Origin of the sequence: Variovorax sp. PDC80 (assembly GCF_900115375.1) — a bacterium.
Taxonomy (GTDB): Bacteria; Pseudomonadota; Gammaproteobacteria; order Burkholderiales; family Burkholderiaceae_C; genus Variovorax.
Genome location: NZ_FOWG01000010.1, coordinates 31,889 through 58,353, shown reverse-complemented (window position 1 = coordinate 58,353; position 26,465 = coordinate 31,889). Strand labels below are relative to the sequence as shown.

Below are 26,465 nucleotides of genomic sequence, written 5' to 3'. Positions count from 1 at the left end.
TCTTCAGAAGCGCCGCGGCGCGAAGTCCTCGTCCTCGACGACCGGCAGCGTCATCGAGCCCACGCGCTCGATCTCCATGCGAACACGGTCGCCGGGCGAGAACTGGCCCACGCCCTCGGGCGTGCCGGTGGCGATGATGTCGCCGGGCTGCAGCGTCATGACCGAGGAGGCCCACTCGATGAGTCCGGGCACGTCGAGGATCAGCGCGCTGGTGCGCGAGTCCTGGCGCAGCTCGTCGTTGACCCACAGGCGGTTCGCGAGGTCGCCGGGATCGCCGATCTCGTCGGCCGTCACGATGTACGGGCCCACGGGCGTGAAGGTGTCGAAGGACTTGCGCGCGACGCGCTCCTCCTCGAACCGGCCGGGCTCGATGCGCAGGGTCACGTCGATCAGGCAGCAGTAGCCGAACACGTGCGAGAGGGCCTGCTCGCGCGGCACGTTGCGTGCCTGCCTGCCGATCACCACGGCGAGTTCGGATTCGTGGTCGAAGCGGCGCGTCGAGCCGCGCGGCAGGCGGATCGCCTCGCCGGCGCCGATCACCGACGAGGAAGCCTTCAGGAAGAAGCCGCGCTCGACCGCCGAGGCGCCGCCGCTGACCGAGCGCGCGCCGATCTCGCCGATGTGCTTGCGGTAGTTGACCGGCGCCGCCACCACGTGCAGCGGGAAGGGGTTGGGCGCGCGCAGCGTCACCTCGGACAGGGGGCGCGCCCGCGCCTCGCGGCGTGCCTTCTCGATGTCGGCCTTGCGCCGGTCCCATTGCGCGATCAGCCGCGACATGTAGACGCGCGGGAACTCGGGCCCGGCATCGGGCACGGCCGCGGTCACGTCATAGAGCAGGTCTTCCTCGACGAGGCCCACGCGGTCGTCATCGAACACGGCAATCTTCACTTGGCTTTTCCTTTCAGGTCTCGGAGGGAACGTGGCGGCGGCTCAGTCGAGCTTGATGTCCGCCTCGGTCACGAACTTCTTCCACATCGCCAGGTCGGCGCGGGTGGTGGCGTCGAGGTAGTGCACCGAGGTGTCCTCGGCCGGGTCGACGCCGATGTCCTTCATGCGCTGGCGCATCTCGGGCGAGCGGACCACCTTGGCGATCTCGGCGTTGAGCCGCTCCACCACGGCCTTGGGCGTGCCCGCCGGCGCGGCGATGCTGTACCAGGAGCGGATCGAGAAGCCCGGGAAGCCCTGCTCCTGCATCGTCGGGAGGTTCGGCGCCATGCCCAGGCGGCTCGGGCCGGTGACGGCCAGCGCGCGCAGGTTGCCGCCCGTCACCTGCGTCATCGCGGAGGTGTCGCTGAACACCAGCTCGATCTGCCCGCCGATCAGGTCGACGATGGCCGGCCCGATGCCCTTGTAGGGCACGTGATTGATCGAGATGCCGGCCATGCGCCGGAACATCTCGCCCGACAGGTGCGGCGTCGCGCCGTTGCCCGAGGAGCCGTAGTTGAGCTTGCCCGGATTGGCCTTGGCATAGCTCACCAGGTCGGCCACGCTGCGATACGGGCTCTTGGCATTGACCATCAGCACGTTGGCCGAGGTGTAGACCATGGCCACCGGCGAGAAGTCCTTGATCGGGTCGTACTGCAGCTTGGGGTAGATGGCCGGGTTGATCGCCATCGTGCTGTTGACCGCCATCAGCAGCGTGTAGCCGTCGGCCGGCGCCTTGGCGACCAGGGCCGCGCCGAGCCCGCCGTTGGCTCCGGGCCGGTAGTCGACCACCACGCGCTGCCCCAGCGCCGGGCTCAGCGCCTCGCTCATCAGATTGCCGAAGGTGCTGCCCATGCCGCCCGGGGAATAGGGCACGACGAGCGTGATCGGCTTGTCCGGGTAGGCGGCGCATGCCATGCCAGCGGCGAGGGACAGGGCCCATCCCACCAGGTGACGTCCAGCGGTACTCATCGTGTCTCCTTCATCATGGAAGGTACGATAGCTAATAAGGTCATACCTTATACATGAGGCAAACCCCGATACCGACGGAAGCGTTTTGGCGTTAGGTGCTAAGGTCCGACCTTTTGGGAATATGGATGGTGCGGCTTAAAAATCCCTGCAGCAACACCCCTCTATCGAGACAAGGACATAAGGTATAACCTTTATCCGAACTGCAAAAAAGAGGAGGCGCCGCATGACTGCCGAACAGACCGACATCGAGAACGCCGAGGCCGGCACGGCTGGCCGTTCCGGACCGAATTTCCAGCCGATCAAGGCCAAGCGCGCCTTCGAGGCGGTGTGCGAGCAGATCCGGCGCGAGGTGGCGCTGGGCACGCTCAAGCCCGGCGACCGGCTGCCGCCCGAGCGCGAGTTCGCCGAGCAGCTCGGCGTGAGCCGCACGGCCGTGCGCGAGGCCATGCGCAGCCTGGAGAACGCGGGCATCGTGCAGTGCCAGCAGGGCATGGGCGGCGGCGCGTTCATCCGCAAGCGCGACTCGAGCACCGTGACCCAGGCGGTCGGCGACATGGTGATGCTCGGCCAGATTCCCTCGCACAGCGTGACCGAGATGCGCATCATCCTGACCGAGCAGGCGATCCGCCTCGCCTGCGAGCGCGCGACCGAGGAGGACTTCCAGGCCATCGAGCAGGACATCGACCGCGCGGAGGAGCTCACCCTGCGCGGCGACTTCTCGCGGCGCAATGCCTACATCACCGAGTTCTACCGGATCCTCGCGCAGGCCACGCACAACCAGGTGATGGTCATGCTGGTGGAGTCGCTGTCGGAGCTCACGCGCGCGCTGCTCGCGAAGGCCAGCCCGGTGCCGCGCAGCGACGTGATCGGCGTGCGCCGCAACGTGCTGCGGCTGATGCGCGCGCGCGATGCGGAAGGCGCGGTGAAGGAAATGCGCGCGCACCTGGAGCGGCTCAACCGGCTGCTGGAGAAGCCGGCGGCCGAGGGCTGAGCCGCGCAGGCTCCTAGGCCGCGGCGTCCAGCAGGCCGTGCCGCCGCATCAGCTCGGCGGTCATGCTCTCCTCGAGCGAGTAGACGCCCCGCTTCTCTTTCCAGACCAGCGACTTGTCCTGCAGCGCGCCGAGCGCCGCCTGGACGTTGGACACCTCCGGCACCATCGTCTCGCCCGGCGCCAGTGCCGAAAGCATCGCGCGGTAGCGCTCCATGGTCCCCGCCTCGAAGGGCGCGTACTTCTCGCCCTCGCGCGCCAGCACCCGCAGAACCGCGGACTGCAGCGGGGTGAGCGCCTGGATCACCCGCAGGGTCTGCAGGTCGGCTTCCTCGATCTGCTCGTCGACGGCCTTGGCGAAAGCCGCCGCGGCATCGGCCGGCCCGATGTTGAAGTCGAAGCGGATGCTGTCGGCGGCGGCACCGAGGATCTCCGGCCGATGGCCTGCCCGCTCGAAGAGCTTCGTGACCGCATCCGGATCCAGCGGGCCCGCCAAGCCGACACCCTTGCAGAACCACTGGATGTAGTCGGCGTCCAGGGGCGGGAATGCGACCAGGGGAGCGCCGAAGAAGGCCTGGTCCTTGCTGTTGCGCAGCATCGCCAGCTTGTCGCGGTTGGAGCCCGTGGCCACGATGCGCAAGCCGTGGTGCTTGCTGCTGTTGAGCTCGTCCCGCGCGGCCTTCAGCGCGAACAGGGCGTCGTAGCCGCCCTCCGTGGCGATCGCGTGCTGGGCCTCGTCGATCAGCAGCACGATCGGCTGCCCGGTCTCGTCGGAGAGCGCCGCCAGGGCCGCGCTCAGCGAGATCTCCTTGCCCAGTCCGACGCGATCGAGCGAGAAGGCCACGCCGCCCACGGTGACCTTCTCCATGCCGGCCGTCCTGGCAAGCCGGGCCACGACGCCCTCGTGGCGGGCAAGCTCGGCGCGCACCGCGCCGACGATGACGGCGCCTGGATCCGCCTTCTTGTTCGCCCAGAGATCGACGTAGAGGACCGTGGCGCCCCGGTTCTGCAGCGCGGGGCGGAGATCCTCGCGCACGAAGGTGGACTTGCCGGTGCGCCGGGGCGCGGCGAGAAACAGGCCCGAAGCGGCAGCCGATCCGACGGCCGAGGCCATGACGCCCTGGGCCATCCGTTCGGCCAGCTGGGTGCGGTGAAAAACCGTGTCCGCCATGGATGTCTCCTCGAGGGCCGCCGCCTGGATCAGGTCGGGCGATTACAGCAGATTATAGCTTTGACCTCGAAATTATAGTTAGCAGCCGCCAACTATAGATTCGAGGCATAAAGTGCTGTAGTTGCCACGGCCTAAGGTGCCGGAGCACGGGCCGCGTCCTCATCCCGCAACTGCGCCACGGCCGCCTGCGCCAGCCCGATCGCGCCAGCCAGGGACCCGGCGCCCGCAATGAACAGGTTGTTGTGGCAGAAAACGGCGTCCTCGACGCCGGTCACGGCCGCCAAGTCCTGGTTGCGCAATCCGGCCCAGGCGGACGGCAGATCGCGGCGCGCCACGAAGGACTGGGGCTCGATCGGCGCCACGCGCACCTGGTGCTGGCCGCCCGGGGTCTCGGGGTAGACCACGAACAGGACATCGGGCATCTCGGCACAGACGACACCCGACCAGGACAGCCCCGACGTCTTCAGCACCAGGATCTTCCCGTCCGCCAGCAACTCGCCCTGCCGGACCAGCGACTCGCCGGCGAACTTGTCCGAGAAGCGCACCATGAGGCGGTCGATGAAAAGGCCCATGAAGCCCATCACGGTCTTGAACTGCGCCAGCTCGAGCGCGGCGATCGCCGGCGGTGCGCCGGCGGCGCCCTCCTCACTGCGCGACGTGTTGAAGGCACTGACCATCGCGGAGATGCCGAAGTACCCGGGCGCGGCATTGAGCGCGCCGGTGTCGGCCATGTCCAGGTGCTGCACGAGCTCGTCGTCGATAGCGTCGCGCACGCGCAGCGCGATCTGCTCGTCGATGCCCGGCAGGCGCTGGCGGATCAGGTCCAGGCCATGGGCCAGCCACACCAGGCCGGAGCTCGCGTAGACGACGCCGCTGGACCGGTGCTCGGCGAAGCCCTTCTGGTGATGGTCGAAGCGGCCGCGCGCGGGATCCCATTCCCCGCCCACGTCGACGGCGAAGTCCGCCGCGGCAACGAGCCTCGTGTCACGCGTGCGGATCAGCGTTGCACCGGGGTGCAGCGCCATCAGCACGGCCGCGGCGAAGACGTCGTCCGCATGGAAGGAGTTGCCATGCACGGCGACGGTCGGCGAAGGGTTGCTCATGGACGCCGATCCGCTAGTCGGCGGAGAAGAAGCAGCGGAACGCGACGTTCTTGTCGCCCATTTCCTCCGCGACGTCGCGGAACATGTCGAGGATCTCCTGGCACAGGGCGTACTGGGCCCGGGTGGACAGATGCTCGAGGACCACGACGAAGCCCGTGTCCGCCGAGCGCGGGACCGAGCGCACGATGCTGGCGCCCAGCTCGGTCAGGCCCTTCTGCGCGCCCAGGCCGAAGTCCTCGACGATCTTCGCCACGGCGTCGGCCTTGGTGGCCATGTCGCGCAGCGACGTGCGCCAGAAGACGTTTCGCTCGCGCTGCGCGGCTTCCTGCAGGTCGCCGATGCGCAGTGCGCGGATGGACTGCACGAAGTTCGAGCGCATGTCGCCCAACTTGAGCATCGCTTCCAAAACCAATTCCATTCAATCTCTCTCTGTCGTTGATCGGGGCGGTGGTCGGTCGGATGACCGCTGCAGTGGGACTTCACGTGTGAGGCCGCCCCGACAGGGCAAACCCTCGATTATCGAGCTTCGCTCCTTTCCACGGAAGCGGCGTCGGTCACTCGCATCGACTAGGATATAGGAACGCCCACAAAGCAATGGTTGATCCAATCATAAGTCCGGCATATGATGGCCCGAGCCCACTCTCAGCCACCAGCGCTTCGCCCGATGGATCTAGACACGCCCCCCGATCAAGCCACTTTCCGCAACGAGGTCCGTCGATTCATCAAGGACCGGCTTCCCGCCGACATCCGCGAACGCCTGCGCCTGGGCCATCCGCCGCGCAAGCAGGACACCGTCACCTGGCAGCGCATCCTCAACGAGAACGGCTGGGCGGCGCCGCACTGGCCGCGTGAGTACGGCGGTGCCGAGCTCGGCCAGGCCGAGCGGCTGATCCTGCTCGACGAGCTGTTCCGCGCGCCCGCGCCGCTGCCGCAGGTGTTCAACGTGGGCATGCTCGGGCCGGTGCTGCTGAAGTTCGGCACCGAGGCGCAGAAGCGCTTCTTCATGCCGAAGCTCGCAAACCTCGACCTCTGGTTCTGCCAGGGCTTCTCCGAGCCGGGCTCGGGCTCCGACCTGGCCTCGCTGCGCACCTCGGCCAGGCGGGAGGGCGAGCACTACGTCGTCGACGGCCAGAAGATCTGGACCACCACCGCGCACCTGGCCGACTGGGTGTTCGCGCTGGTGCGCACCGACGGCACGGGCAGCAAGCAGCACGGCATCTCCTTCCTGCTGATCGACCTGCGCAGCCCCGGCATCACGATCCGCCCGATCACCTCGATCGACGGCCAGCACCATCTCAACGAGGTCTTCTTCGACGCGGTGCGCGTGCCGGTCGACAACCTCGTGGGCGAGGAAGGCCGCGGCTGGGACTGCGCCAAGTACCTGCTGATGAACGAGCGCACCGGCATCGCCAACGTGGGCCTGTGCCGCGAACGGCTGGACTATGCGCGCGAACTGGCCGGCCGCCTCACGCAGGCCGGCCGGCCGCTGCTCGACAGCCCGCGGCTGCGCGCCGAGATGGCCGTGCTCGACGCCGAGATCCGCGCGCTCGAGGTCACGAACTGGCGCTTCCTGCTGTCGAACGACACGGCGCAGAAGAACCCGGGCTTCGCCTCCGTGCTCAAGCTCAAGGGCACCGAGTTGCAGCAGGAGATCGCGCAGCTGCTGCAGCGCATCGCCGGTCCCGCGGCGATGGAGCGCCGCGCGCACGACGGGCCCGGCGCCGAGCACTGGGCCGGACCGCTGGCGATGCGCTACTTCTACAGCCGCGCCGCCAGCATCTACGGCGGCACGAGCGAGGTCCAGAAGGACATTCTTTCCAAGACGATCCTGGGATAGGCCCGCATGAACTTCGAACTCAATGAAGAGCAGCAGGCGCTGCAGGCGAGCCTCTCGCGCCTGCTCGGCGATGTCTATGGCTTCGAGCAGCGCCGCGCGATCGCGGCCACGCCCGCGGGCTGGAGCGAAGCGGTGTGGCGGCAGTTGGCCGAGCTGGGCCTGACCGCCCTGCCCTTGCCGCAGGCCCATGGCGGTTTCGGCGGCGGCGCCGTCGACCTGCTGCCGGTGATGCAGGAGCTGGGCCGCGCGCTGTCGCTCGAGCCCTTCCTTGCCTCGGTCGTACTCGGCGCCACCGCGTTGCGGCTCGCGGGCGACGACGCCCTCCAGGCGCGGTTGCTGCCCGGCGTGGCCAGCGGCGAAGTCCGCCTGGCCTGGGCCCACGACGAAGCGGCCGGGCACCAGGCCCCGCTGTGGATCGAGACCGTCGCGCGCCACGATGGCGAGCGCTGGCGGCTCGACGGCGCGAAATGCAACGTGCTGCATGCCACGGCCGCTCACCATGTCGTGGTGAGCGCGCGCGTGGCCGGCGCGCCCGACGATGCGCAGGGCCTCGCCCTGTTCCTGGTCGATGCCGAGGGCCCAGGCGTGCATTGCCGCGCCCATCGCCTGGTCGACGACACGCCGGCCGGCGAACTGCGCTTCGAATCCGCCGCGGCACTTCCCCTTCACGATCTGCACGATGCCGCCACCGCGCAGCGCGCGCTCGAGGGAACCCTGGCAGCCGGCACCGCCGCGGTCTGCGCCGATGCCGTCGGCCTCATGGAGTCGGCCTACCGGCTTGCCGTCGACTACCTGAAGACGCGCCGCCAGTTCGGCCGCCTGATCGGCGAGAACCAGGCATTGCGCCACCGCGCGGCGGAAATGCTCGTGAGCCTCGAGATGTGCCGCAGCATGGCGCTGGTGGCGGCGGTCGCCGCCGACGACCTCGATGCACCCGGCGCGCGCGCCGACCTCGCGCGCGCCAAGCTCATGATCGGCCGCCACGGCCGCGGCCTGTGCCACGCGGCGATCCAGCTGCATGGCGGTATCGGCATGACCGAGGAATACGCGGTGGGCCACTGCCTGCGCCGCCTCGCGCTGCTCGATCAGCTCTTCGGCGACGTCGATGCCCAATCGGCGCGGCTGGCGGCGATGGCATGAGCGGTCCCACTTTCGAGACCTTGCGCTGGGACCTGTCGGGCCCGGTGCTCACGCTGACGCTGCACCGCCCCGAGCGCATGAACGCGATGACGCGCACGATGCGCCGCGAGCTGTGCCGGGCGCTCGACCTCGCGGATGCGCAGGACGCGGTGCGCGCCATCGTGATCACCGGCGCGGGCCGCGCCTTCTGCGCCGGCTTCGACCTGTCGGAAGGCGCGCAGGCCTTCGACCCGGCCGCGGCCGCGCGCGACGCCGAATCCGGCGAGGAACCGGGCCGCGACGGCGGCGGCGTGCTCGCGCTGCGCCTGTTCGCGAGCACCAAGCCGCTGATCGCCGCCGTGAACGGCGCGGCGGTCGGCATCGGCGCCTCGATGCTGCTGCCGATGGACATCCGCATCGCCTCGCGCGACGCGCGCTTCGGCTTCGTCTTCGCGCGCCGCGGCATCGTGCCCGATGCCTGCGCGAGCTGGTTCCTGCCGCGCGTGGCCGGCATCTCGAAAGCGCTGGAGTGGAGCATGGGTGGCCATGTCTTCGATGCCGAGGAAGCCCGCGCGGGCGGGCTCGTGAGCGAGCTGTGCGAGCCCGGCGAGCTGCTGGCGCGCGCGCAATCGCTGGCCGCGGAGATCGCCACGCATGCGGCACCGGTGTCGGTGGCGCTCACGCGGCAGCTGATGTGGCGCATGCTCGGCGCGGCGCATCCGATGGAAGCCCATCGCCTCGAAAGCGCCGCGCTGCGCTCGCGTGGCGCTTCGGCCGATGCGGCCGAGGGCGTGGCCTCGTTCCGCGAGAAACGGCCCGCGCGCTTTCCGGATGCCGTCAGCACCGGCATGCCCGCGCCCTACCCCTGGTGGACGGAGCCGCCGTTCGCCCCCACCGGAGACACGACGACATGAGCCAGGTGATCCTCGACGGGCGCGCCATGGAACGCGACCTGCTGACCCGCCGCGCGCTGCAGGCCGCTCGCGGCCTCGATGCGCTCGGCGTGCGCGAAGGCGACGCGGTGGCGCTGCTGCTGCGCAACGACTTCGCCTTCCTCGAGGCGCAGCAGGCCGCGGCCGCGCTCGGCGCCTACGCCGTGCCCATCAACTGGCACGGCAAGCCCGAGGAAGTGCTCTACATCGTCGAGGACGCGCGCCCGCGCGTGCTCGTGGGCCACGCCGACCTGCTCGCACCGGTGCGCGACCGCATCCCCGCGGACATCATCGTCGTGACAGTACCGACGCCACCCGAGGCAATGCGCGCCTTCTCGCTGACCGAGGAAGACGCCGCGCCACCGACCGATGCGCTCGAATGGAACGCCTGGCTCGAGGGCTTCGCGCCCTGGGACGGCCCGCCGATGCGCAGCCGCGCCACCATGATCTACACCTCGGGCACCACCGGCCGCGCCAAGGGCGTGCGACGCGAGGCCGCCACGCCCGAGCAGGCGCGCGCCTATGTCGAGCTGCTGCGCAGCGTGTACGGCCTGCAGCCCGGCGTGCGCGCGCTGATCGCGGGGCCGCTGTACCACGCCTCGCCCAATGCCTACGCGCGCCAGGCGCTGCCCGCCTGCGAGGTGCTGGCGATGCAGACCAAGTTCGATCCCGAGGCCGTGCTCGCAGCGATCGAGCGCCACCGCATCAGCCACATGGTGGCGGTGCCCACGATGTTCGTGCGCATGCTCAAGCTGCCCGAGGCGGTGCGCCGCCGCTACGACCTGGGCTCGCTGCGCTGGGTCACCCACACCGGCGCGCCCTGTGCGCCCGAGACCAAGCGCGCGCTCATGGACTGGTGGGGACCGGTGGTGTACGAGACCTATGGCGGCACCGAGGTCGGCACCGCCACGCTGAGCACGCCGCAGGACTGGCTGGAGTTTCCGGGCAGCGTGGGCCGGCTGACGCCCGGCGCGCGCATGGCGTTGTACGGAGAAGACGGCCACCCGGTCGCACCGGGAGAGATCGGCGAGATCTTCGTGCGCGTGCCGGCCTATGCCGACTTCACGTACCACAACCATCCCGAGAAGCGCCGCGAGGTCGAGCGCGACGGCCTGATCAGTTGCGGCGACGTGGGCTACGTCAAGGACGACCACCTGTACCTGTGCGATCGCCGCGCCGACATGGTGATCTCGGCCGGCGTGAACATCTATCCGGCCGAGATCGAGGCCGTGCTGCTGCAATGCCCCACGGTGCGCGACTGCGCGGTGTTCGGCATCCCCGACGACGAGATGGGCGAGTCGCTGGCCGTGGCCATCGAATGCATGCCCGGCGCCGCGCCCGACGCGGAAGCGATCCGCGCCTTCCTCGCCGAGCGGCTGGCCCGGTACAAGGTCCCGCGCCGCATCGACTTCCACGTGGCGCTGCCGCGCGAGGACAGCGGCAAGATCTTCAAGCGCCGCCTGCGCGACCCGTTCTGGCAAGGCGCCGGCCGCAGGATCTGAGATGGAACCTGCCACGGAAGCGATGGCGCAACGGCTCGCCGCAGCGCTGGGCCGTCATGCGGGACTGCACGGCCGCGTCGAGGCGCTGCGCCGCCTCACGGGCGGCGCGACCAAGACCACCTGGTCCTTCGAGCTCGCGACCGCCGACGGCCCTGTCGCGCTGATCCTGCAGCAGGCGCCCGCGGCCACATCCGAAAGAAGGGAATCGTCGGCACCCAAGCTCGATGCCGCCGACGATGCGCGGCTGATGATCGCCGCGCGAAACCACGGCGTGCCGGCGCCCAGGGTGCGCGCCATCCTCGACCTGCACGACGGCCTCGGCCGCGGCTACATCACCGAGCATGTGGAAGGCGAGACGCTGGGTCGCAAGCTGGTCTCGGACTCCGCGCATGCCGGCGCACGCGCCGCGATGGCGGAGCAGGCCGGACGGATCCTCGCGACGATCCATCGCATGCCCACCACCGGGCTGGATTTCCTGCAGCGGCTATCACCTGTGCAGGAACTCGCGGTATATGCGGGCCTGCTCGACGCCACGGGCTTCCGTCATCCCGCGCTCGACTTCGCGCTGCAATGGGTACGCCGCCATCTGCCCGCGGACGATACCGACGCGCTGGTGCACGCGGACTTCCGCACCGGCAACCTGATCGTCGGACCCGAAGGCATCCGCTGCGTGCTCGACTGGGAGATCGCGCGCCGCGGCGATCCGATGCAGGACCTCGGCGTGCTGTGCATGCGGACCTGGCGCTTCGGCGCCGCGCCCGAGGTCGGCGGCTTCGGCGCGCGCGAGACGCTCTACGCAGCGTATGAAAGCGCCGGCGGCGCGCCGGTCGATCCCGCGCGCGTGCGCTTCTGGGAGGCCTTCTCCAACCTCAAGTGGGCCATCGGCTGCGTGCGCCGCGGTCTCGCCACGCGCGACGACGGCACGCCCGCGAGCCTCGAGCTGTGCGCCGTGGGCCGGCGCATGGAAGAGCCGCTGTGGGACTTCTTCCAGCTCGTCGAGCACTGAACAAAGGAACCGCGGCCATGTCCGACAGCGTCCCGCCCGCCCCCACCCTGCTCGCGGCGACCGCGCGCTATCTCGAGGACGAGCTGATGCCCTCGCTCGAGGGCTACCACCGCTTCCAGACCCGCATCGCGATCAATGTGCTGCGCATCGTCGAGCGCGAGCTGCGGCTCGGCGCCGCGCACGACGCGGCGGCGCGCGAGCGCCTGCTCGCGCTGCTGCAGGACGCGCCCCCTCCCACCTCCCCGTCCCTGGTGCTGGCCGATGCACTGCGCGACGGCCGGCTCGACCCCGACGCGCCCGGCGTCGCGGCGCACCTGCGCGCCGCGCTGGCCGAGGCGCTGGCCATCAACAACCCCCGCTGGATCACCAAGGACCTCCCCCCATGAACTTCACCGAAGAACAGATCGCCTTTCGCGACAGCGTGCGCCGCATGGTCGAGCGCCACGTGGCGCCCATCGCCGCCGAGATCGACGAGAACGACCGCTTTCCCGAGGAGCTGATCCCGATCTACGGCGACATGGGACTGCTGCAGCTGTGGGTGCCCGAGGCCTACGGCGGCCCCGGCGCCAACCTCACGATGGTGTGCATCGCGCGCGAGGAGATCTCGCGCGTGTCGGAATCGTGCGCGCTGATGGCCGGCATGAACACCATGTTCGCGCTGCCGCTGATGCACTTCGGCACCGAGGAACAGAAGCAGCGCTTCCTGCCGCTGCTGGCCGAGGGCCGCACGGTGACGGCGATCGCGCTGTCGGAACCCGACTGCGGCAGCGACGTGGGCGGCATGCGCACGCGCGCGGTGGCGGACGGCGACAGCTACGTGCTCAACGGCCAGAAGCAGTGGTGCACCTTCGGCAGCCGCGCCGACTACATCCTGGTCTTCGCCAAGACCGGCGAAGGCGGTGGCGCCGACGACATCAGCCCCTTCATCGTCGACGCGAAGAACAGCCAAGGCCTGAGCTTCGGGCGCAACGAGCGCAAGATGGGCATGAAGGGCACGATCAACGTGCCGATCTACCTCGACAACGTGCGCGTGCCGGCCGAGAACCGCCTCGGCGAGGAAGGCAAGGGCTTCCGCTCGGCGATGCGCGCGCTCGACCTCAACCGCCCCGCCATCGCCGCGGCCTCGGTCGGACTGGCGCAGGGCGCGCTCGACGCGGCGCTGGCCTACGCCAAGCAGCGGCGCCAGTTCAAGCGCGCCATCATCGAGTTCCAGGGCATCCAGTTCATGCTGGCCGACATGGCGATGCAGATCGAGGCCGCGCGCTGCCTGGTCTACGAGACCGCGCGCCTGGCCGACACCGGCGACCGGGCCGCGCTGCCCAAGTTCGCGAGCATGGCCAAGTGCTTCGCGAGCGACGTCGCGATGAAGGTCACGACCGATGCGGTGCAGGTCTTCGGCGGCTACGGCTACGTGAAGGACTACCCGGTGGAGAAGATGATGCGCGACGCCAAGCTCAACCAGATCTTCGAGGGCACCAACCAGATCCAGCGCGTGGTGATCGCGCGCGAACTCATGCGGTGAGGCCGGGCGCGGGCCTAGCGCCCGCCCCGGCCCTGGCTCAGGCCAGCAACTGGCGCGCGATCATGTTGCGGTGGATCTCCGAGGCGCCCTCGTAGATGCGCAGCACCCGCAGGTCGCGGTACACGCGCTCGACGATGGTGCCGCGGCAGTAGCCCGAGCCGCCGAAGATCTGCAGCGCCTTGTCGGCGATGCGGCAGGCCGCCTCGGTGCAGATCACCTTCACCATCGAGGCCTTCATGCGCGCGTCCTCGCCACGCGTGGCGCGCCACACGGCCTCGAACAGCACCATGCGCGCGGCATGCAGGTCCATCGCCATGTCGGCGATCATGTGCTGGATCGCCTGGTGCTCGGCCAGCGCCTGCCCGAAGGTGACGCGCGTGCGGGCATGCTCGATGGTCTCGTCGAGCGCGATCTGCGCCGGGCCGAGCGCCTGGCAGCCCACGTTGAGGCGGCCCTCGTTGAGCCCCGACATCGCGTACGAGAGGCCGCGGCCCTCCTCGCCCAGCAGGTTCTCCACCGGGATGCGGCAGTCGGTGAAGGTGATCTCGCAGAGGCTGTCGTCCATCCAGCCCATGGTCGGCATGGTGCGCGCGACCTCGAAGCCCGGTGTGGTGGTGTCGAGCAGGAAGGCCGAGATGCCGTGCTTGCCGGCGGCGCGGTCGGTCGAGGCCAGCACGGTGATCGAGTGCGCGTGGTTGGCGTTCGAGATGAAGGTCTTCGTGCCGTTGAGCACGTAGTGGTCGCCCTCGCGCTTCGCGGAGCTCAGCATGCGCGCCGCGTCGGAGCCCGCATGCGGCTCGGTGATCGCGATGCAGTTGCGCGAGCGGCCCGAGGCGATCTCGGGCAGCCACTTCTTCTTGAGGGCCTCGCTGCCGTGGTCCACGATGATGTGCACGCCGGGCCCGATCGCCGAGCGCACGAAGGGCCAGAACTGCGGCGGCAGCCGCGCGAGCTCGAGCTGCACCGCCACGCTCGTAAGGTGGTCCACCGGCATGCCGCCGTAGGCCTCGGGGATCGCCATGCCGTAGAAGCCCATCTCGCGCAGGGTGCTCTCGACCTGCTCGGGCACCTCCCCGGTCTCGTGGTAGCGCGGTTCGAGTTTGAGCAGCGCGTCGACGGCGTCTCGCGTGGCGACGCGCATCTCCTCGGCATCGGCGGGCAGGTTGAAGTCCATCATGTCTCCTTTGGTAGAACCATTGATTCTACGCAAGCGAATTCGGTCCTGCACGTTCCGTCGGTGACATCAGGGACATCGTGAGGATGGCCTTGCCGCAGATGCGCCGCCGCGCCAGGGCAGCCAGCGCCTCGGGCAGCCGCGCGAAGTCGAAGGCCGTGGCCTCGAGCGGACGCAGGCGCCCTTCGCGCCACCAGTCGCGGATCTCCCGCGCCAGCCGGCTCGCCAGGGCCGGGTCGCGCTTGCGCACCTCGCCCCACAGCACGCCGATGGCCGAGGCATTGGCGAGCAGCAGCCGATTGGCCGGCAGCTGCGTGAGCGCGCCACCCGCGAAGCCGACCACCAGCAGCCGCGCGCCGAAGCCGAGGCAGCGCGCGCTTTGCGCACCGACCTCGCCGCCCACCGGATCGAAGACGAGGTCCACGCCGCGCGGCGCGAGCGCGCGCACCGCTTCGACCCAGCCGGCATCGCCATAGTCGACCACCGCGTCCGCGCCCAGCGCGCGGCAGAGCTCGCGCTTGGAGTCGCTGCCCGCCGTGGCGATCACGCGCGCGCCCATGGCCTTGCCCAATTGCACGGCCGCGCTGCCCACGCCGCCCGCGCCCGCGTGCACCAGCAGGGTCTCGCCGGCGGCCAGGCGGCCCGCATGGCGCAGCGCATACAGCGCGGTGGGATAGTTGCCACGCAGCGCGAGCGCCACGCCGGGCGGCACGTCGGCCTCGAGCACCACCGCCTCGGCGCGCGGCACCAGCGCGTACTCCGCGAAGCCGCCGAAGCGCCCGGACGGCGTCGCGGCCGCCACGCGCAGGCCCGCATCGGCCCCGCCGACCACGGTGCCGACCACCTCCATGCCGGGCGTGAACGGCAGCGCGGGCCGTACCTGGTAGCGGCCCTCGACCAGCAAGGTGTCGAGGAAGTTGAGGCCCGCCGCCTCGACCTTCACGAGGTACTCGTCGGCGGCCGGTGTCGGCGTGGGCGCGTCGGCGAGGCGCAGGCCGGCCGGATCGCCGATCGCCTCGACGCGCCAGGCCTTCATCGCAGCTCGGCGCGGCCGTGCGTCAGCACCAGCACGTCGCGCTCGATTGCGCGTGCGCGAAACGCCACCTCGTTGCCGTTGCGCCAGCTCTCGAGGCGGATCGTCTCGCCCGGATAGACCGGTGCCGACAGACGCGCGCGCATCGCCACCAACCGTGCCGGATCGAGGCCGGCATGCGCCTCGAGCAGGCCCCGGCCCGCGATGCCCCAGGTCGCGAGGCCATGCAGGATCGGCTTCGCGAAGCCCACCTTGGCCGCGAAGGCCGGCTCGGCATGCAAAGGGTTGAGGTCGCCCGAGAGCCGGTAGAGCAGCGCCTGGTCGGGCCGCGTGGGCAGGTCCAGCACATGCTCGGGCGCGCCCTCGGGCGTGGCCGGCGCCGGCGCGGCGGCTTCGTCGCTGCGCCCGTCCGTCCGGGAGAAGCCGCCGTCGCCGCGCAGGAAATACACGCTCTCGACGGTGGCGAGCGCCCGGCCCTCGGCATCGGCCAGTTCCTTCTCCACATGCAGCACCGCGCCCTTGCCCTCGCCCTTGTCGACCACGCGCGTGACGCGCGTGCGCCCAAGCACCGTGCCCGACGGCGGCAGCGGCGCATGCAGGCGCAGCGCCTGTTCGCCGTGTACCAGCTTCATGAAGTCGATGCCGATCTCGCGCCGCTCGCGCATCCAGAAGCCCGGCGAAGCGAGCACCGCGGCCATGGTCGGCAGCGCCGCGAGCTCCTTCTCGTAGACGAAGCGCAGTTGCCGCTCATCGAGCGGGTCGGCGCCCAGGCCGAGGCCGAGCGCATAGAGCATGGTGTCCCTCGGTGCGTAGTCGTGGCGCACCTCGCCGGATTGCCAGTCGCGGACCTTCCGATAGTCGAGCATCGTCGCTTGCCTTGTCGTGTCGTGGATCTGTCGGAGTCGCCGCGCTTCACGCAGCGCCGGGCGGCCAGCGGAACTGCGCGGGCTCGCGCGCCGCGAAGCGCCGCACCGCCTCCTTCGCGTAGTCGCTGTTCGAGGCCAGCGCCTGGCCGGACGACTCGATCTCGAGCAGCGTCTGGAGGTCGCTGCCGAGCGAGGCCTGCAGGGCGCGCTTGGCGATGCTCATCGCCACCGGCGAAGCGCCCGCGAAGCTGCGCGCGATCGCCTGCGCGCGCGCGGCCAGCGCCTCGGCGGGCACGACCTCCATCGCCAGGCCCAGCCGAAGCGCCTCGGCGGCATCGATCTCGCGCGCCGAGAAGATCAGCTCCTTCGCGCGCTGCAGGCCCACCACGCGCGGCAGCGTGTAGAAGGCCCCCATGTCGGGCACGAGGCCGATGCGCTGGAAAACCATGCACAGGCGCGCGCGTTCCGAGAGCAGCACGATGTCGCACATCAGCGCCAGGCTGAAACCCGCGCCGTAGGCCACGCCGTCGACGGCGGCGATCACCGGGCGGTCGAGCGCCATGAGTTCGGTGCAGATGCGCGTGTAGCGTGCCATGCCCGCGCGCCGCTGCTCGGGCGTGCGCGGCCCGCCCTGCCCCATGGCCTTGACGTCGCCACCCGCGCAGAACGCGCCGCCGGCGCCGGAGAGCACCAGCACCCGCACCGATTCGTCGGCGCGGATCGCGGCGAGGCATTCGCCGAGTTCGTCGGCCATCGTCGGATCGAGCGCGTTCTTCGCCTCGGGGCGATGGAGCGTGAGCGTCGCCACGCCATCGTCGAGCCGGTAGTCGAGGGTCTTCATCGCGCCGCCTCCTCGCGCACCGAGATCGGCACGCCATCCACCATCAGGTCGCAGTACTCCGACATGCCCAGTGCGCTACGCCCTTCGCAGCGGTACTCGGTGATGCCCTCGGTGATGCGCGTGTAGTCGCCGGCACCGCCCGCCACGCGGCGATGCCGCAGCGGCACCAGCGCGCCGACCTTCCCGGTCAGGGTGTAGCTGCGCTCGGCCGTGCGGACCTGCGCGGTGAAGGCGCGCGGATAGTGCTTCGCGTCGTAGTCGGTCTCGATGCGACCGTCGATCACCGGTTCGTAGCGGCCGTCGCGCAGCACGTTGCCGCTCACGTGGTTCGGCTGTCCCTTGCGGCCCTTGATCGACAGCAGCACGCCGAAGTCGTCGCCGAAGGTCACGGGCAGCCACTTGTACCAGTAGAAGCTGTGCCAGTGTCGCGGGCCCCAGGACTTGTCGCGGTAGCCGTGTCCCGCGATGTCGAAGCGCAGGCCATCCACCGCGATATGACCGGCCACCGCCATGTTCTGCTCGATGTGGCCGCGGTACACCGCATGCTCGGGGTCCAGCACGATCGGGCTGCCGTCGAGCGCGACGATCTCGCCGCCGTGCATCGGCGAGACGCCGCGGAAGTCGAGCGCGATCGAGGTGGGACGCTTCGGATAGCGCTTGAAGGCGCTACTCGGGTCGGCCATCGCATGCGGGTCGTCCATCAGCAGCAGCTCGCCCTCGTAGCGCACGCGCAGGTGCCTGAAGGGTTCGATCACCTCGAAGCGCATGCCGCCCGCGTCCAGGGCCTCGTTGTGCTCGATCTTCGGGCGCTGGTGCATGAAGCCCACGCGGCCGTCGGGCAGGTAGACGCAGCAGCTGAGCTCGGCATGTCCCTCGTGCGGCCGGTTGCCCAGACGCATCCAGGCACCGATGCCGCGCGCGCTGTCGAAGGCGTTGAAGTACGCGCTCTCGTTGTAGTTGGACACGGCCTCGGGCACGTGGTTGTATTCGTCCCGCGGATCGAGCCGCAGCTTGCTGTGGGGCGGCATGTACATGGTTCGCCCCGTACCTACAGGCTGATGTGGAAGCCGCCGTTGACCCCCAGGTGCTGGCCGGTGATGTAGGAGGCCGCGTCCGACATCAGGAAGCACACCGTCTTCACCACCTCCTCGGGCGTGGACCAGCGGCCCAGCGGAATCTGCGCGAGCATGCCGTCGCGGAATTTCTCGCCGCGCACCACCTCGGTCATCGGGGTCTCGACCACGCCGAAGCAGATCGAGTTGGTGCGGATGTTGTAGCGGCCCCATTCGCGCGCCGCCGTCATCGTGACGCCCAGCATGCCGGCCTTGGCAGCCGCGTAGTTCACCTGGCCGATCGAGCCCTTGCGGCCGGCGTCGGATGAGATGTTGACGATGGCGCCGCCGCTGGTGTCGCCCGCCTTCGCGCGTGCCACCATGTGGCGGCCCACGGCCTGCAGCCAGTAGAAGGTGCCGGTGAGGTGCACGTCGATCACCTCCTGCCATTGCTGCGGCGTCATCTTCTCGATCATGGCCGGGCGCGTGATGCCGGCGTTGTTCACCAGGCCGTGCACGCCGCCGAAGCGCTCCACGGCCTCGGCGACGGCGCGCGCGGCGAGGTCCGCGTCGGTCACGCTGCCCACGACCTGCTGCACGCGGTTGGCGGGCAGCGCGGACATCGCCGTGCCCAGCGTGTCGGGGTTGAGGTCGAGCGCGACGACGTTGCCGCCGAGCTCCACGGCAAGCGTCGCGATCGCCTTGCCGATGCCCTGCCCGGCGCCGGTCACGACGATGGTGCGGCCTTCGAGATTGACGAGGTTCTGCATAGGTCTCCGTTGGATGATGGATAGAGGTTGAACTGGGGGTATGCGGCGCTGCAGATCGCTCAGGCGGACGCCATCGCGGCCTTCGCGCGCTCGGCGTCCTGCAGCTGGCGCCAGGCGATCTTTCCGGTCGGCGACTTGGGCAGCTCGCGCACGAACTCGACCAGCCGCGGGTACTTGTAGGCGGCCATCTTCTGCTTCGCCCATTCGATGACGTCGGCTTCGCGCACGTGGCCCGCATGTGCCTCGCGCAGCACCACCACCGCCTTCACGGTCTCGCCGCGGTAGGGATCGTGCGCGGCGATCACGCAGGCCTCGGCGATGGCCGGATGCTCGTGCAGCATCGCCTCGACCTCGGCCGGCCAGACCTTGTAGCCCGAGGCATTGACCATGCGCTTGAGCCGGTCGACGATGAAGAAGTAGCCGTCCTCGTCGCGCCGCCCGAGGTCGCCGCTGCGCACGAAGCGCCGCCCGTCGATCTCCAGCAGCGCCGCGCGCGTGGCCTGCTCGTTGCGCCAGTAGCCCGTGAAGACCTGGGGGCCCGACATCACGATCTCGCCCACCTCGCCGGGCGGCAGCTCGCGCAGGGTCTCGGGGTCGACGATGCGCAGGTCGGTGCCGAACAGCGGCATGCCCAGGCACTGACGCTTGAACGCCTGCGGCGGGTTGCCCGAGACATGCGCCGTTTCCGACAGGCCGTAGCCCTCGAGGAAATCGAGGCCGGTCAACTGCTTCAGGCGCTCGCACACGGCCTCGGGCATGCCCGCGCCGCCGCCGCCGATGCGGCGCACCGAACTCAGGTCGTATTCGGCCAGCCGCGGGCTCGCGAGGAAGTCGATCACCATGGTCGGCATCGCCGTCCAGTGGCTGACCCGGTGCCGCACGATCAGCGCCGCGGCCTGGTCGCGGTCCCAGCGCTTCATCAGCACCAGCGTGCCGCCGCCGTAGATCGGCGCGTTCAGCAGGTTCTGCATGCCGGTGATGTGGAAGTACGGCAGCGCCACCAGCTGCACCGAATGCGGGACCATGCCCATCCAGTGCGCGACCGCCACCGTGCTGGCATTGAGCGTGCGGTGCGTGTGCATGCAGCCCTTGGGCACGCCGGTGGAGCCCGAGCTGTAGAGGATCAGCGCGAGCGCGTCGGGCAGGTGCTCGAGCGGCGCGGCGGCGGCCGCGAGCACGCGGCGCAGGCCGATGGTGCGCGATGCGCCGGATGCCGCATCCGAAGGCTCGGCGGCTTCCACCAGGTCCTCCACCGGCCCCGGGCTGCCGACGATCACCACGCGGCGCAGCCGGTGTGCGCCCGGGACCGCCAGCAGCTCCGCCACGTTGTCGGCGCCGCAGAAGGCCACCACCGCCTCGCTGTCCTCGAGGTAGTGCGGCAGCTCGTCGCGCTTGTTCATCGGGTTGACGGGCACCACGACCGCGTTGATGCGCAGGATCGCGAAGTAGGCCGCGATCCAGCCGCGGCCGTTGGGCAGGTAGAGCAGCACGCGGTCGCCCAGGCGCACCGCCAGTTCGTGCTGCAGGAAGGCAGCGATGCGCTCCACCTGCTCCACCAGCGCCGCGTACGACAGGCTGCCGAAATCGTCGATCACCACCGCGCGCTGCGGAGAACGCATGGCCGACACCAGCAGGTTCGCGCACAGGTTGGTGGGCGGAACGTCGATGTCGCGCGGCAGGGTGCGCGGCCAATGCTTCGAATCGTGCGGGGTCATGGCTGTCGTCCTTGGTCTTCGCCGGGCCGCGGCATCGCGCGAGAGACAGCGCCGCCGATTTGCCTGTTGATTTATTTTGGTTGAACCAATGATAATCAGCCTCGCGACACAGCGTCAAGGCGGGACGGCGATGATCCGGCCGGCGCGACGCACCCCGAGCCCGCAACGGGCGATCACACGGAGCCATTGGAATGAGCATCAAGCGACAGGCCTGCATCGCGGGCGCTTTCGAACACCCCACGCGCAAGGCGCCCGACAAGACGGTGCCGCAGCTGCATGCCGAATGCGCGCGCGGCGCGCTGGCCGACGCCGGCCTGTCGCTGCAGGACGTCGACGGCTATTTCTGCGCGGGCGACGCGCCGGGCATGGGCCCGCTGAGCATGGTCGACTACCTCGGCCTCAAGGTGCGCCATGTCGACAGCACCGACACCGGCGGCTCCGCCTACCTGGTGCAGGTCTCGCATGCCGCACAGGCCATCGCCGCGGGCAAGTGCAACGTGGCGCTGATCACGCTCGCGGGACGCCCGCGCAGCGAGGCCAGCGGCGTGGGCACCGGCCCGCGCAACGTGACCGCGGCCACGCCCGACGTGGCCTGGGAAATGCCCTATGCGCCCGTCACGGTCAACATGTACGCGCTGGCCGCGGCGCGCCACATGCACGAGTTCGGCACCACCAGCGAGCAGCTCGCCTGGATCAAGGTCGCTGCCGCCGCGCATGCGCAGCACAACCCGAACGCGATGCTGCGCGATCCCGTCACCGTGGAGGAGGTGCTGGCCTCGCCGATGATCTCCGACCCGCTGCACAAGCTCGACTGCTGCGTCGTGAGCGACGGCGGCGGCGCGCTGCTGGTGGTGCGCCCCGAGATCGCGCGCTCGCTCGCACGGCCCGCGGTCAGCGTGCTCGGCGCCGGCGAGACCGTGAAGGGCCAGGCCAATGGCCAGCTCGACCTCACCTACTCGGGCGCCGCCGTCTCGGGCCCGATCGCGTTCGCCGAGGCCGGCGTGACGCCGGCCGACATCCAGTACGCATCGATCTACGACAGCTTCACCATCACCGTGCTGATGCAACTCGAGGACCTGGGCTTCTGCCGCAAGGGCGAAGGCGGCCGCTTCGTGGCCGACGGCAACCTGATCTCGGGCGTCGGCAAGCTGCCGTTCAACACCGACGGCGGCGGCCTGTGCAACAACCATCCCGCCAACCGCGGCGGCATCACCAAGGTGATCGAGGCCGTGCGCCAGCTGCGCGGCGAGGCGCATCCGAAGGTGCAGGTCCCCGGCTGCGGCCTCGCGCTCGCGCAGGGCACGGGCGGCCTGCTCGGCTCGCGCCACGGCAGCGCCACCCTGATCCTCGAAAGGAATTGAAGATGAGCACCCCCTACCAGGACCGCGCCCTCGGCGCACCGATCGTCGACGCCGCCACCGAGGCCTACTGGAACGCCGCGCGCGAAGGCGTGCTGCGCATCAAGCGCTGCACCGCCTGCGCCAAGGTCCACTGGTATCCGCGCGCGCTGTGCCCCTACTGCGTGGGCGACACCGCCTGGGAAGACGCCAGCGGCCTCGGCACGATCTACAGCGTCAGCGTGACGCGCCGCGCCGGCCCGATCCCCTATGCGATCGCCTACGTCACGCTCGACGAAGGGGTGACGATGCTCACCAACATCGTCGATGCCGATCTCGATGCGCTGCGCATCGGCGATCGGGTGAAGGTGTGCTTCAAGCCGGCGGACGGCGGGTTCGCGGTGCCGATGTTTGCGCCGGCTTGAGCACGACGAGACGACCGCGCGATTGAGAGCTTCCGCAAGATGACCACGTGGGGCCGGATGACCTAAGCAAACAGCCCGGCGATTTGCGACATGGGCAAGAACAGCCGCAACGGCGTTTGCTGGAACGGCTGGAAATCGAAATGCCGATAGAAGCTCTCGGCCTGCGCGTCCTTCGCATCCACGACCACCGCCATGGCTGCGATCTGCTGCGCGGCCTCCAGGCTGCGACGCATGGCATCCACCAGAAGAAACTCTCCCACGCCCTGCCCTCGGGCCAAGCGATCCACGGCCAGGCGCCCAAGCAGCGTGACGGGCAACTGTCCATAGCGCGGCAGCCGCTTCATCAGATCCGCCGGTAGCTCGCCGGCGGGAATGATCGAGGACGAAAGGGTGTAGAAGCCGAGCACCTTCGGAGCGCCCGGTTGCGTGAGCACGAAAGGCGCGGCCACCCGCTTTTCAGCGTCTTGCCGCGCCTGTTCGCGCAAGTAGCGATTCAGGTCTTCGTTGCCGCAATCGAACGACTTGCGGTCATGCGCCTTCTCGAGCGGGCCGATGTGCTCCGGTGCGAGGAGGAGCGCCAATCACAACCCCGCCTTCCGACGATAGCCTTGGACGGCCTTCTTCAGGCGTGGGCCCGGCTCGGGAGGCGCCAGCAAAGCGGTGACGAAGGCGATCTGCTCCTCCCGGCTCAGGCGAATGACTTCGTGCTCCTGCACGATCTTCGTTGCCGCCTCCTGCGTACTGTCGATGACGAGTTCGCTCAGGGTGCGCCCCGTCAGGGTTGCCGCGCGCTGGAAGAAGTCCTTCTGGTCACTGGACACGCGTGCTTCCAGCCGCGCGTTGCGCGGCTTTTCTTGGGTTTCGGGCGTATTCAGCATGGATGACCTCGCGAAGGATCGGGATGACCTGCATCGCAGAATGTACGCCGTTTGTCCGTACACGTCAAGGTGATGCCCCACCCTCGATACCCAGTGACGCGGGCTTGTCCAACTAATCCGTCCTGATGTTGGCTTCGCGGATCACCGAAGTCCACGTCGCATATTCCTCCGCGATCCGCGCCCCCAATTGCTCGGGCGTGCTCCCAGTGGCGGCCGCCCCCGCGGTCTCGAACTTCTCCTTCACCTCGGGCAGCGCCAGCGACTTCACGATCGCGTCGTTGAGCCGCGCCACCACCTCGCGCGGCGTGCCGGCCGGGGCGAACAGGCCGAACCAGACCTCGGGGTTGAAGCCCGGCAGCGTGTTGGCGATCGGCGGCGCGCCGGGCGCGAGCGGCGAGGGCTGCAGCGAGGACACGCCGAGCAGGCGCACCCTGCCCTCCTTGATGAAGGCATTCATCTGCGACGAGCTCGTGCTCAGCAGCACCTTCGACTCGCCGGTCAGGATGGCCTGGGTGGTCGGGGCCTGGCCCTTGTAGGGGATGTGGGTCATCTCGACGCCGGCGCGCCGGCTGAAGAGCTCGGTGGCCAGGTGGCCGAAGGAGGCCGGTCCGGCGGTCGCGAAATCGAGCTTGCGCGGATTGGCCTTCGCGTAGTCGATCAGCTCCTGCACCGACTTCGCGGGCACCGAGGGATTGATCGCGAGGATCATCGGCTGCAGCGACACCAGCGACACGGGCGCGAAGTCCTTCAGCGGCGCGTAGTCAGCCTCCTTCGAGACCTGCGGCGAGATCACCAGGCCGTTGTTGGGGAACAGCAGCGTGTAGCCGTTGGCCGGCGCCTTGGCGACGAACTTGGTGCCCAGCACGGCCGAGGCGCCGGCCTTGTTCTCGATGATCACGGGCTGCTTGAGGAAGCGCTGCATCGGCTCCTGCAGCACGCGCGCGAGCACGTCGGTGGTGCCGCCCGGCGGATAGGGCACGACGATGGTGATCGGGCGATTCGGGAAATCCGACGACGCGGACTGGGCGATGCCGGCCTGCGGCAGCGCGAGCGCGCCGGCCGCGAGCAACGCCGCCCAGAAGCCCCGGGCCGCGGCGCGCACCGGGCCCTTCGCCTTGCCGGCGACTCCCGGCAGGCGCATCCAACTGTTCATCATGTCTGTCTCCTTCGTTGTGTGTCTCAGCCGCGCACGTGCAGCGCGCGGCTCTCGCGCAGCGCCGCGATCCGCTCCTCGCCGAGCCCGAGCAGGCTGCCCAGCAGCGCGGGGCCGTCGGCACCGAGCTCGGACACGCTGCCGCGCGCATGCGCCGCGGTGCGGGCGAAGCGGAAGGCGGGGTTGGGCACCTGGAACGCGCCGGCGCCGTCGTCGATGGTCTGGAAGGCCTGGCGCTCCACCAGCGGCGGCAGCTTCATCGCCTCGCGCACGGTGAAGTAGCGCGAGCACGGCACGCCCGCGGCATTCATCTCGGCCTCGCACTGCGCGGCGCTGCGATCGGCGGCCCAGTCGTCGAGCAGCTGCATCAGCGCGCCCCAGTGGTGCTCGCGCTCCTGACTGGTCGCGAAGCGCGCGTCGGTGATCCATTCGGGATGGCCGGTGCCGCGCGCCAGTGCCTCGAAGTTGTTCTGGCTCACGGGCGCGATCAGCAGGAAGCCGTCCTTCGCCTTGGTCGGGCGATAGAGCGGGCGGCGCCGCTCGGCCGGGAACTGCGCCTCCTGGCACTCGTAGACGAGCAGGCCCAGCATCGCGTCCATCAGCGCGAGGTCGATGTGGTCGCCCTCGCCGGTGCGCGCGGCGCGGAACAGCGCGCTCTGGATCGCGCCGAAGGCCAGCGAGCCGCCGAGCACATCCGCCACGAAGATGCCGTTCTTCAGCGGCCGCTCGACGTCGCCCTCCTGGTAGTCGAGGTTGGCCATGTCGTAGCCGCTGGCCGCATGCAGCACCGGCGCGTAGGCGCTGCGGCCCGACCAGGAACCCTCCTGCCCGAAGCCCGAGATCGAGCAGTACACCAGCCGCGGATTCAGCGCCGCGAGCGTCGCGTAGTCGAGGCCCAGGCGCTGCATGACGCCGGGGCGGTAGTTCTCCACCAGCACGTCGCACTGGCCGACGAGTTCCCGCACCAGCGCGACCGCCTCGGGCTTCTTGAGGTCGAGCGCGAGGCTCTTCTTGCCGGCGTTGAGCTGCGCGAAGTAGGTGCTGCGGCCCTGGCGCCGCGGCGGCCGCAGCCGGATGTGGTCGCCTTCGGGCGGCTCCACCTTGATGACCTCGGCGCCGAGGTCGGCCATCAGCCGCGTGCAGTAGGGGCCCGACATCATCGCGGTGAAGTCGAGCACGCGCACGCCGTCGAGCACGCCGGGCTTCGCGGCGGTGGGGGCGATGGGGTTGGTGGTCGGCTCAGCCAAGGTTGCTCTCCGTCACGGCAAGGCCGGCCAGGCGCGAGCCGCCGAGCGCGTCGAGGTAATCGGCATGCGCCGCGGTGCCGCGCGCATAGCGCGCGAGGTAGGCATCGAAGGCCGCGTCGTCGGCGCTCGCCTTCACGTACTCGCGCAGGTGGCGCTCGTCGGCGCGGTACAGCGTGGGCGAGGCGCTCGGATGGGCGCCATAGGGCGCTTCCACCACCGCGTCGACCATCACGCTCGGCAGCTTGGTCAGGTGGTTCGAGCGGCGGATGGTGTCGGACGACACGATGCGGTCCACCGAGACGATCACGTGGCGCGAGGCCTGCGCGAGCATCGCGTCGAAGAAGGGCGTGGCGAGGTACTGCACATTGCCGTGCTCGTCGGCCTGCTGCGCATGGAGCAGGCACACGTCGGGCTTGATCGCGGCGGCGGCGAGCATCTTGCGCTCGCCGGGCTTCGAGGGCAGCGGCCAGTAGTGCTCGGGCGTGTGGCGCGGCAGGTCGGTGCCCAGGTCGGGGATCGCGGTCCAGGGCATGTCGCAGATGCCGGCGCGCAAGCCTCCGGCGATGCCGGGCCCGTCGAGCTCGTACACCTTCAGCGTGCCGGCCTCGGCGCGGCGGCGGAAGTGCGGCGCGAGGCCGAACTGCTCGAAGCTGATGAACACGCAGGCGGTGCTGCGCGCGCAGCCGGCGCCGATCAGCATGTCCGGCGCGATCGAGCCGGGCGCGGGCACCAGGTCGAGGTCGCGCGCGCCCTTGCGGATCAGCGCGCGCACCAGCGCCATCGGCTGGGCATTGAAGATCCAGCCGCCCAGGCCGACGCGCTGGCCGTCCTGGATGACCGACACGGCCTCGTCGAGGGTGGTCAGCTTGCTTTTGTTGTGGGGGCTCATGGCTCGTCT

27 protein-coding genes are annotated in these 26,465 nt (G+C 70.0%); 10 read left to right on the top strand and 17 right to left on the bottom strand.

What is annotated here, in order from left to right:
* Positions 1-3: 3 nt before the first annotated feature.
* A complete protein-coding gene (locus BM109_RS26540; RefSeq protein ID WP_093349448.1) occupies positions 4-888 on the bottom strand; it encodes a fumarylacetoacetate hydrolase family protein in 885 nt (294 codons plus the stop codon).
* A 42-nt stretch (positions 889-930) separates the two neighbouring features.
* Entirely contained in the window at positions 931-1,896 is a 966-nt protein-coding gene (locus BM109_RS26535) for a Bug family tripartite tricarboxylate transporter substrate binding protein (protein ID WP_093349444.1), read from the bottom strand.
* A gap of 223 nt (positions 1,897-2,119) precedes the next feature.
* Between BM109_RS26535 and BM109_RS26530 the strand changes: the two genes are divergently transcribed.
* Positions 2,120-2,887 (top strand): FadR/GntR family transcriptional regulator, encoded by a 768-nt coding sequence (locus tag BM109_RS26530; protein ID WP_093349442.1) that lies wholly within the window; start codon positions 2,120-2,122, stop codon positions 2,885-2,887.
* Positions 2,888-2,900: 13 nt separating this feature from the next.
* Here BM109_RS26530 and BM109_RS26525 read toward each other — a convergent pair whose 3' ends face one another.
* The 3 genes from BM109_RS26525 to BM109_RS26515 form a co-directional block, all read right to left on the bottom strand.
* Positions 2,901-4,055, bottom strand: a complete 1,155-nt coding sequence (locus tag BM109_RS26525) for an ATP-binding protein (protein ID WP_093349440.1) — start codon at positions 4,053-4,055, stop codon at positions 2,901-2,903.
* A gap of 131 nt (positions 4,056-4,186) precedes the next feature.
* Positions 4,187-5,158, bottom strand: a complete 972-nt coding sequence (locus tag BM109_RS26520) for an MYG1 family protein (protein ID WP_093349437.1) — start codon at positions 5,156-5,158, stop codon at positions 4,187-4,189.
* Between the two features lie 13 nt (positions 5,159-5,171).
* Complete coding sequence (locus tag BM109_RS26515) at positions 5,172-5,576, bottom strand: hypothetical protein (protein ID WP_143129266.1); 405 nt, start codon at positions 5,574-5,576, stop codon at positions 5,172-5,174.
* 246 nt (positions 5,577-5,822) lie between these two features.
* On the opposite strand from BM109_RS26515, the gene BM109_RS26510 reads away from it, so the two are divergent.
* Genes BM109_RS26510 through BM109_RS26480 form a run of 7 tightly spaced genes read left to right on the top strand, consistent with a single transcriptional unit; the run spans position 5,823 to position 13,076 of the window.
* Entirely contained in the window at positions 5,823-6,995 is a 1,173-nt protein-coding gene (locus BM109_RS26510) for an acyl-CoA dehydrogenase family protein (RefSeq protein ID WP_093349432.1), read from the top strand.
* A 6-nt stretch (positions 6,996-7,001) separates the two neighbouring features.
* Entirely contained in the window at positions 7,002-8,135 is a 1,134-nt protein-coding gene (locus BM109_RS26505; protein ID WP_093349430.1) for an acyl-CoA dehydrogenase family protein, read from the top strand.
* Positions 8,132-9,028: an enoyl-CoA hydratase-related protein gene (locus tag BM109_RS26500; RefSeq protein WP_093349427.1), complete on the top strand. Its 897-nt coding sequence runs from the start codon at positions 8,132-8,134 to the stop codon at positions 9,026-9,028. The genes BM109_RS26505 and BM109_RS26500 overlap by 4 nt, the downstream gene beginning before the upstream one ends.
* Complete coding sequence (locus BM109_RS26495) at positions 9,025-10,548, top strand: acyl-CoA synthetase (protein WP_093349424.1); 1,524 nt, start codon at positions 9,025-9,027, stop codon at positions 10,546-10,548. Before BM109_RS26500 ends, BM109_RS26495 begins: the two co-directional genes overlap by 4 nt.
* A gap of 1 nt (position 10,549) precedes the next feature.
* Positions 10,550-11,554, top strand: coding sequence for a phosphotransferase family protein (locus tag BM109_RS26490; protein ID WP_256222786.1), 1,005 nt, complete (start codon positions 10,550-10,552; stop codon positions 11,552-11,554).
* Between the two features lie 17 nt (positions 11,555-11,571).
* Positions 11,572-11,940, top strand: a complete 369-nt coding sequence (locus BM109_RS26485) for a DUF6285 domain-containing protein (RefSeq protein WP_093349422.1) — start codon at positions 11,572-11,574, stop codon at positions 11,938-11,940.
* Positions 11,937-13,076: an acyl-CoA dehydrogenase family protein gene (locus tag BM109_RS26480; RefSeq protein ID WP_093349419.1), complete on the top strand. Its 1,140-nt coding sequence runs from the start codon at positions 11,937-11,939 to the stop codon at positions 13,074-13,076. Before BM109_RS26485 ends, BM109_RS26480 begins: the two co-directional genes overlap by 4 nt.
* 37 nt (positions 13,077-13,113) lie before the next feature.
* On the opposite strand, the gene BM109_RS26475 is transcribed toward BM109_RS26480, so the two are convergent.
* From BM109_RS26475 to BM109_RS26445, 7 genes are read right to left on the bottom strand one after another with little or no spacing between them, the layout of a single operon-like run.
* The gene (locus tag BM109_RS26475) at positions 13,114-14,250 is read right to left on the bottom strand and encodes an acyl-CoA dehydrogenase family protein (protein WP_093350143.1); all 1,137 of its coding nucleotides are present in this window, start codon (positions 14,248-14,250) and stop codon (positions 13,114-13,116) included.
* A 28-nt stretch (positions 14,251-14,278) separates the two neighbouring features.
* Positions 14,279-15,286, bottom strand: a complete 1,008-nt coding sequence (locus BM109_RS26470) for an NADPH:quinone oxidoreductase family protein (RefSeq protein WP_093349418.1) — start codon at positions 15,284-15,286, stop codon at positions 14,279-14,281.
* Positions 15,283-16,149, bottom strand: coding sequence for a MaoC/PaaZ C-terminal domain-containing protein (locus tag BM109_RS26465; protein ID WP_093349416.1), 867 nt, complete (start codon positions 16,147-16,149; stop codon positions 15,283-15,285). Before BM109_RS26465 ends, BM109_RS26470 begins: the two co-directional genes overlap by 4 nt.
* A 46-nt stretch (positions 16,150-16,195) precedes the next feature.
* Positions 16,196-16,990, bottom strand: coding sequence for an enoyl-CoA hydratase/isomerase family protein (locus BM109_RS26460; RefSeq protein WP_093349415.1), 795 nt, complete (start codon positions 16,988-16,990; stop codon positions 16,196-16,198).
* On the bottom strand, positions 16,987-18,024 hold the full coding sequence (locus BM109_RS26455) for a DUF7064 domain-containing protein (protein WP_093349412.1): 1,038 nt from the start codon (positions 18,022-18,024) through the stop codon (positions 16,987-16,989). The genes BM109_RS26460 and BM109_RS26455 overlap by 4 nt, the downstream gene beginning before the upstream one ends.
* 14 nt (positions 18,025-18,038) lie before the next feature.
* Positions 18,039-18,812 carry an SDR family NAD(P)-dependent oxidoreductase gene (locus BM109_RS26450; RefSeq protein ID WP_093349409.1) on the bottom strand — a complete coding sequence of 258 codons (774 nt, stop codon included), beginning with the start codon at positions 18,810-18,812 and terminating at the stop codon, positions 18,039-18,041.
* Between the two features lie 59 nt (positions 18,813-18,871).
* Positions 18,872-20,527: a long-chain-fatty-acid--CoA ligase gene (locus tag BM109_RS26445; RefSeq protein WP_093349407.1), complete on the bottom strand. Its 1,656-nt coding sequence runs from the start codon at positions 20,525-20,527 to the stop codon at positions 18,872-18,874.
* A gap of 191 nt (positions 20,528-20,718) precedes the next feature.
* Here BM109_RS26445 and BM109_RS26440 point away from each other — a divergent pair, with 191 nt between their 5' ends.
* Positions 20,719-21,888, top strand: a complete 1,170-nt coding sequence (locus BM109_RS26440) for a thiolase domain-containing protein (RefSeq protein WP_093349404.1) — start codon at positions 20,719-20,721, stop codon at positions 21,886-21,888.
* Between the two features lie 2 nt (positions 21,889-21,890).
* Positions 21,891-22,289, top strand: coding sequence for a Zn-ribbon domain-containing OB-fold protein (locus BM109_RS26435; protein WP_093349402.1), 399 nt, complete (start codon positions 21,891-21,893; stop codon positions 22,287-22,289).
* 62 nt (positions 22,290-22,351) lie between these two features.
* Here the strand turns inward: BM109_RS26435 and BM109_RS26430 are convergent, their stop codons facing one another.
* From BM109_RS26430 to BM109_RS26410, 5 genes are all read right to left on the bottom strand, one after another.
* Positions 22,352-22,870 carry a GNAT family N-acetyltransferase gene (locus BM109_RS26430; RefSeq protein WP_093349399.1) on the bottom strand — a complete coding sequence of 173 codons (519 nt, stop codon included), beginning with the start codon at positions 22,868-22,870 and terminating at the stop codon, positions 22,352-22,354.
* The gene (locus tag BM109_RS26425) at positions 22,871-23,167 is read right to left on the bottom strand and encodes a type II toxin-antitoxin system TacA family antitoxin (RefSeq protein WP_093349396.1); all 297 of its coding nucleotides are present in this window, start codon (positions 23,165-23,167) and stop codon (positions 22,871-22,873) included. It abuts the gene before it with no gap.
* Between the two features lie 112 nt (positions 23,168-23,279).
* A complete protein-coding gene (locus tag BM109_RS26420; protein WP_093349394.1) occupies positions 23,280-24,323 on the bottom strand; it encodes a Bug family tripartite tricarboxylate transporter substrate binding protein in 1,044 nt (347 codons plus the stop codon).
* A gap of 23 nt (positions 24,324-24,346) precedes the next feature.
* Complete coding sequence (locus BM109_RS26415; RefSeq protein WP_218159417.1) at positions 24,347-25,567, bottom strand: CaiB/BaiF CoA transferase family protein; 1,221 nt, start codon at positions 25,565-25,567, stop codon at positions 24,347-24,349.
* Positions 25,560-26,456, bottom strand: a complete 897-nt coding sequence (locus tag BM109_RS26410) for a CoA transferase subunit A (RefSeq protein ID WP_093349391.1) — start codon at positions 26,454-26,456, stop codon at positions 25,560-25,562. Before BM109_RS26410 ends, BM109_RS26415 begins: the two co-directional genes overlap by 8 nt.
* Positions 26,457-26,465: the final 9 nt, after the last annotated feature.

Bases quoted from the DNA above. Each gene is read 5' to 3' on its own strand.
- BM109_RS26535 (WP_093349444.1), bottom strand. From the start codon at position 1,896: ATGAGTACCGCTGGACGTCACCTGGTGGGATGGGCCCTGTCCCTCGCC.
- BM109_RS26530 (WP_093349442.1), top strand. From the start codon at position 2,120: ATGACTGCCGAACAGACCGACATCGAGAACGCCGAGGCCGGCACGGCT.
- BM109_RS26525 (WP_093349440.1), bottom strand. From the start codon at position 4,055: ATGGCGGACACGGTTTTTCACCGCACCCAGCTGGCCGAACGGATGGCC.
- BM109_RS26520 (WP_093349437.1), bottom strand. From the start codon at position 5,158: ATGAGCAACCCTTCGCCGACCGTCGCCGTGCATGGCAACTCCTTCCAT.
- BM109_RS26515 (WP_143129266.1), bottom strand. From the start codon at position 5,576: ATGGAATTGGTTTTGGAAGCGATGCTCAAGTTGGGCGACATGCGCTCG.
- BM109_RS26510 (WP_093349432.1), top strand. From the start codon at position 5,823: ATGGATCTAGACACGCCCCCCGATCAAGCCACTTTCCGCAACGAGGTC.
- BM109_RS26505 (WP_093349430.1), top strand. From the start codon at position 7,002: ATGAACTTCGAACTCAATGAAGAGCAGCAGGCGCTGCAGGCGAGCCTC.
- BM109_RS26500 (WP_093349427.1), top strand. From the start codon at position 8,132: ATGAGCGGTCCCACTTTCGAGACCTTGCGCTGGGACCTGTCGGGCCCG.
- BM109_RS26495 (WP_093349424.1), top strand. From the start codon at position 9,025: ATGAGCCAGGTGATCCTCGACGGGCGCGCCATGGAACGCGACCTGCTG.
- BM109_RS26490 (WP_256222786.1), top strand. From the start codon at position 10,550: ATGGAACCTGCCACGGAAGCGATGGCGCAACGGCTCGCCGCAGCGCTG.
- BM109_RS26485 (WP_093349422.1), top strand. From the start codon at position 11,572: ATGTCCGACAGCGTCCCGCCCGCCCCCACCCTGCTCGCGGCGACCGCG.
- BM109_RS26480 (WP_093349419.1), top strand. From the start codon at position 11,937: ATGAACTTCACCGAAGAACAGATCGCCTTTCGCGACAGCGTGCGCCGC.
- BM109_RS26475 (WP_093350143.1), bottom strand. From the start codon at position 14,250: ATGGACTTCAACCTGCCCGCCGATGCCGAGGAGATGCGCGTCGCCACG.
- BM109_RS26470 (WP_093349418.1), bottom strand. From the start codon at position 15,286: ATGAAGGCCTGGCGCGTCGAGGCGATCGGCGATCCGGCCGGCCTGCGC.
- BM109_RS26465 (WP_093349416.1), bottom strand. From the start codon at position 16,149: ATGCTCGACTATCGGAAGGTCCGCGACTGGCAATCCGGCGAGGTGCGC.
- BM109_RS26460 (WP_093349415.1), bottom strand. From the start codon at position 16,990: ATGAAGACCCTCGACTACCGGCTCGACGATGGCGTGGCGACGCTCACG.
- BM109_RS26455 (WP_093349412.1), bottom strand. From the start codon at position 18,024: ATGTACATGCCGCCCCACAGCAAGCTGCGGCTCGATCCGCGGGACGAA.
- BM109_RS26450 (WP_093349409.1), bottom strand. From the start codon at position 18,812: ATGCAGAACCTCGTCAATCTCGAAGGCCGCACCATCGTCGTGACCGGC.
- BM109_RS26445 (WP_093349407.1), bottom strand. From the start codon at position 20,527: ATGACCCCGCACGATTCGAAGCATTGGCCGCGCACCCTGCCGCGCGAC.
- BM109_RS26440 (WP_093349404.1), top strand. From the start codon at position 20,719: ATGAGCATCAAGCGACAGGCCTGCATCGCGGGCGCTTTCGAACACCCC.
- BM109_RS26435 (WP_093349402.1), top strand. From the start codon at position 21,891: ATGAGCACCCCCTACCAGGACCGCGCCCTCGGCGCACCGATCGTCGAC.
- BM109_RS26425 (WP_093349396.1), bottom strand. From the start codon at position 23,167: ATGCTGAATACGCCCGAAACCCAAGAAAAGCCGCGCAACGCGCGGCTG.
- BM109_RS26420 (WP_093349394.1), bottom strand. From the start codon at position 24,323: ATGATGAACAGTTGGATGCGCCTGCCGGGAGTCGCCGGCAAGGCGAAG.
- BM109_RS26410 (WP_093349391.1), bottom strand. From the start codon at position 26,456: ATGAGCCCCCACAACAAAAGCAAGCTGACCACCCTCGACGAGGCCGTG.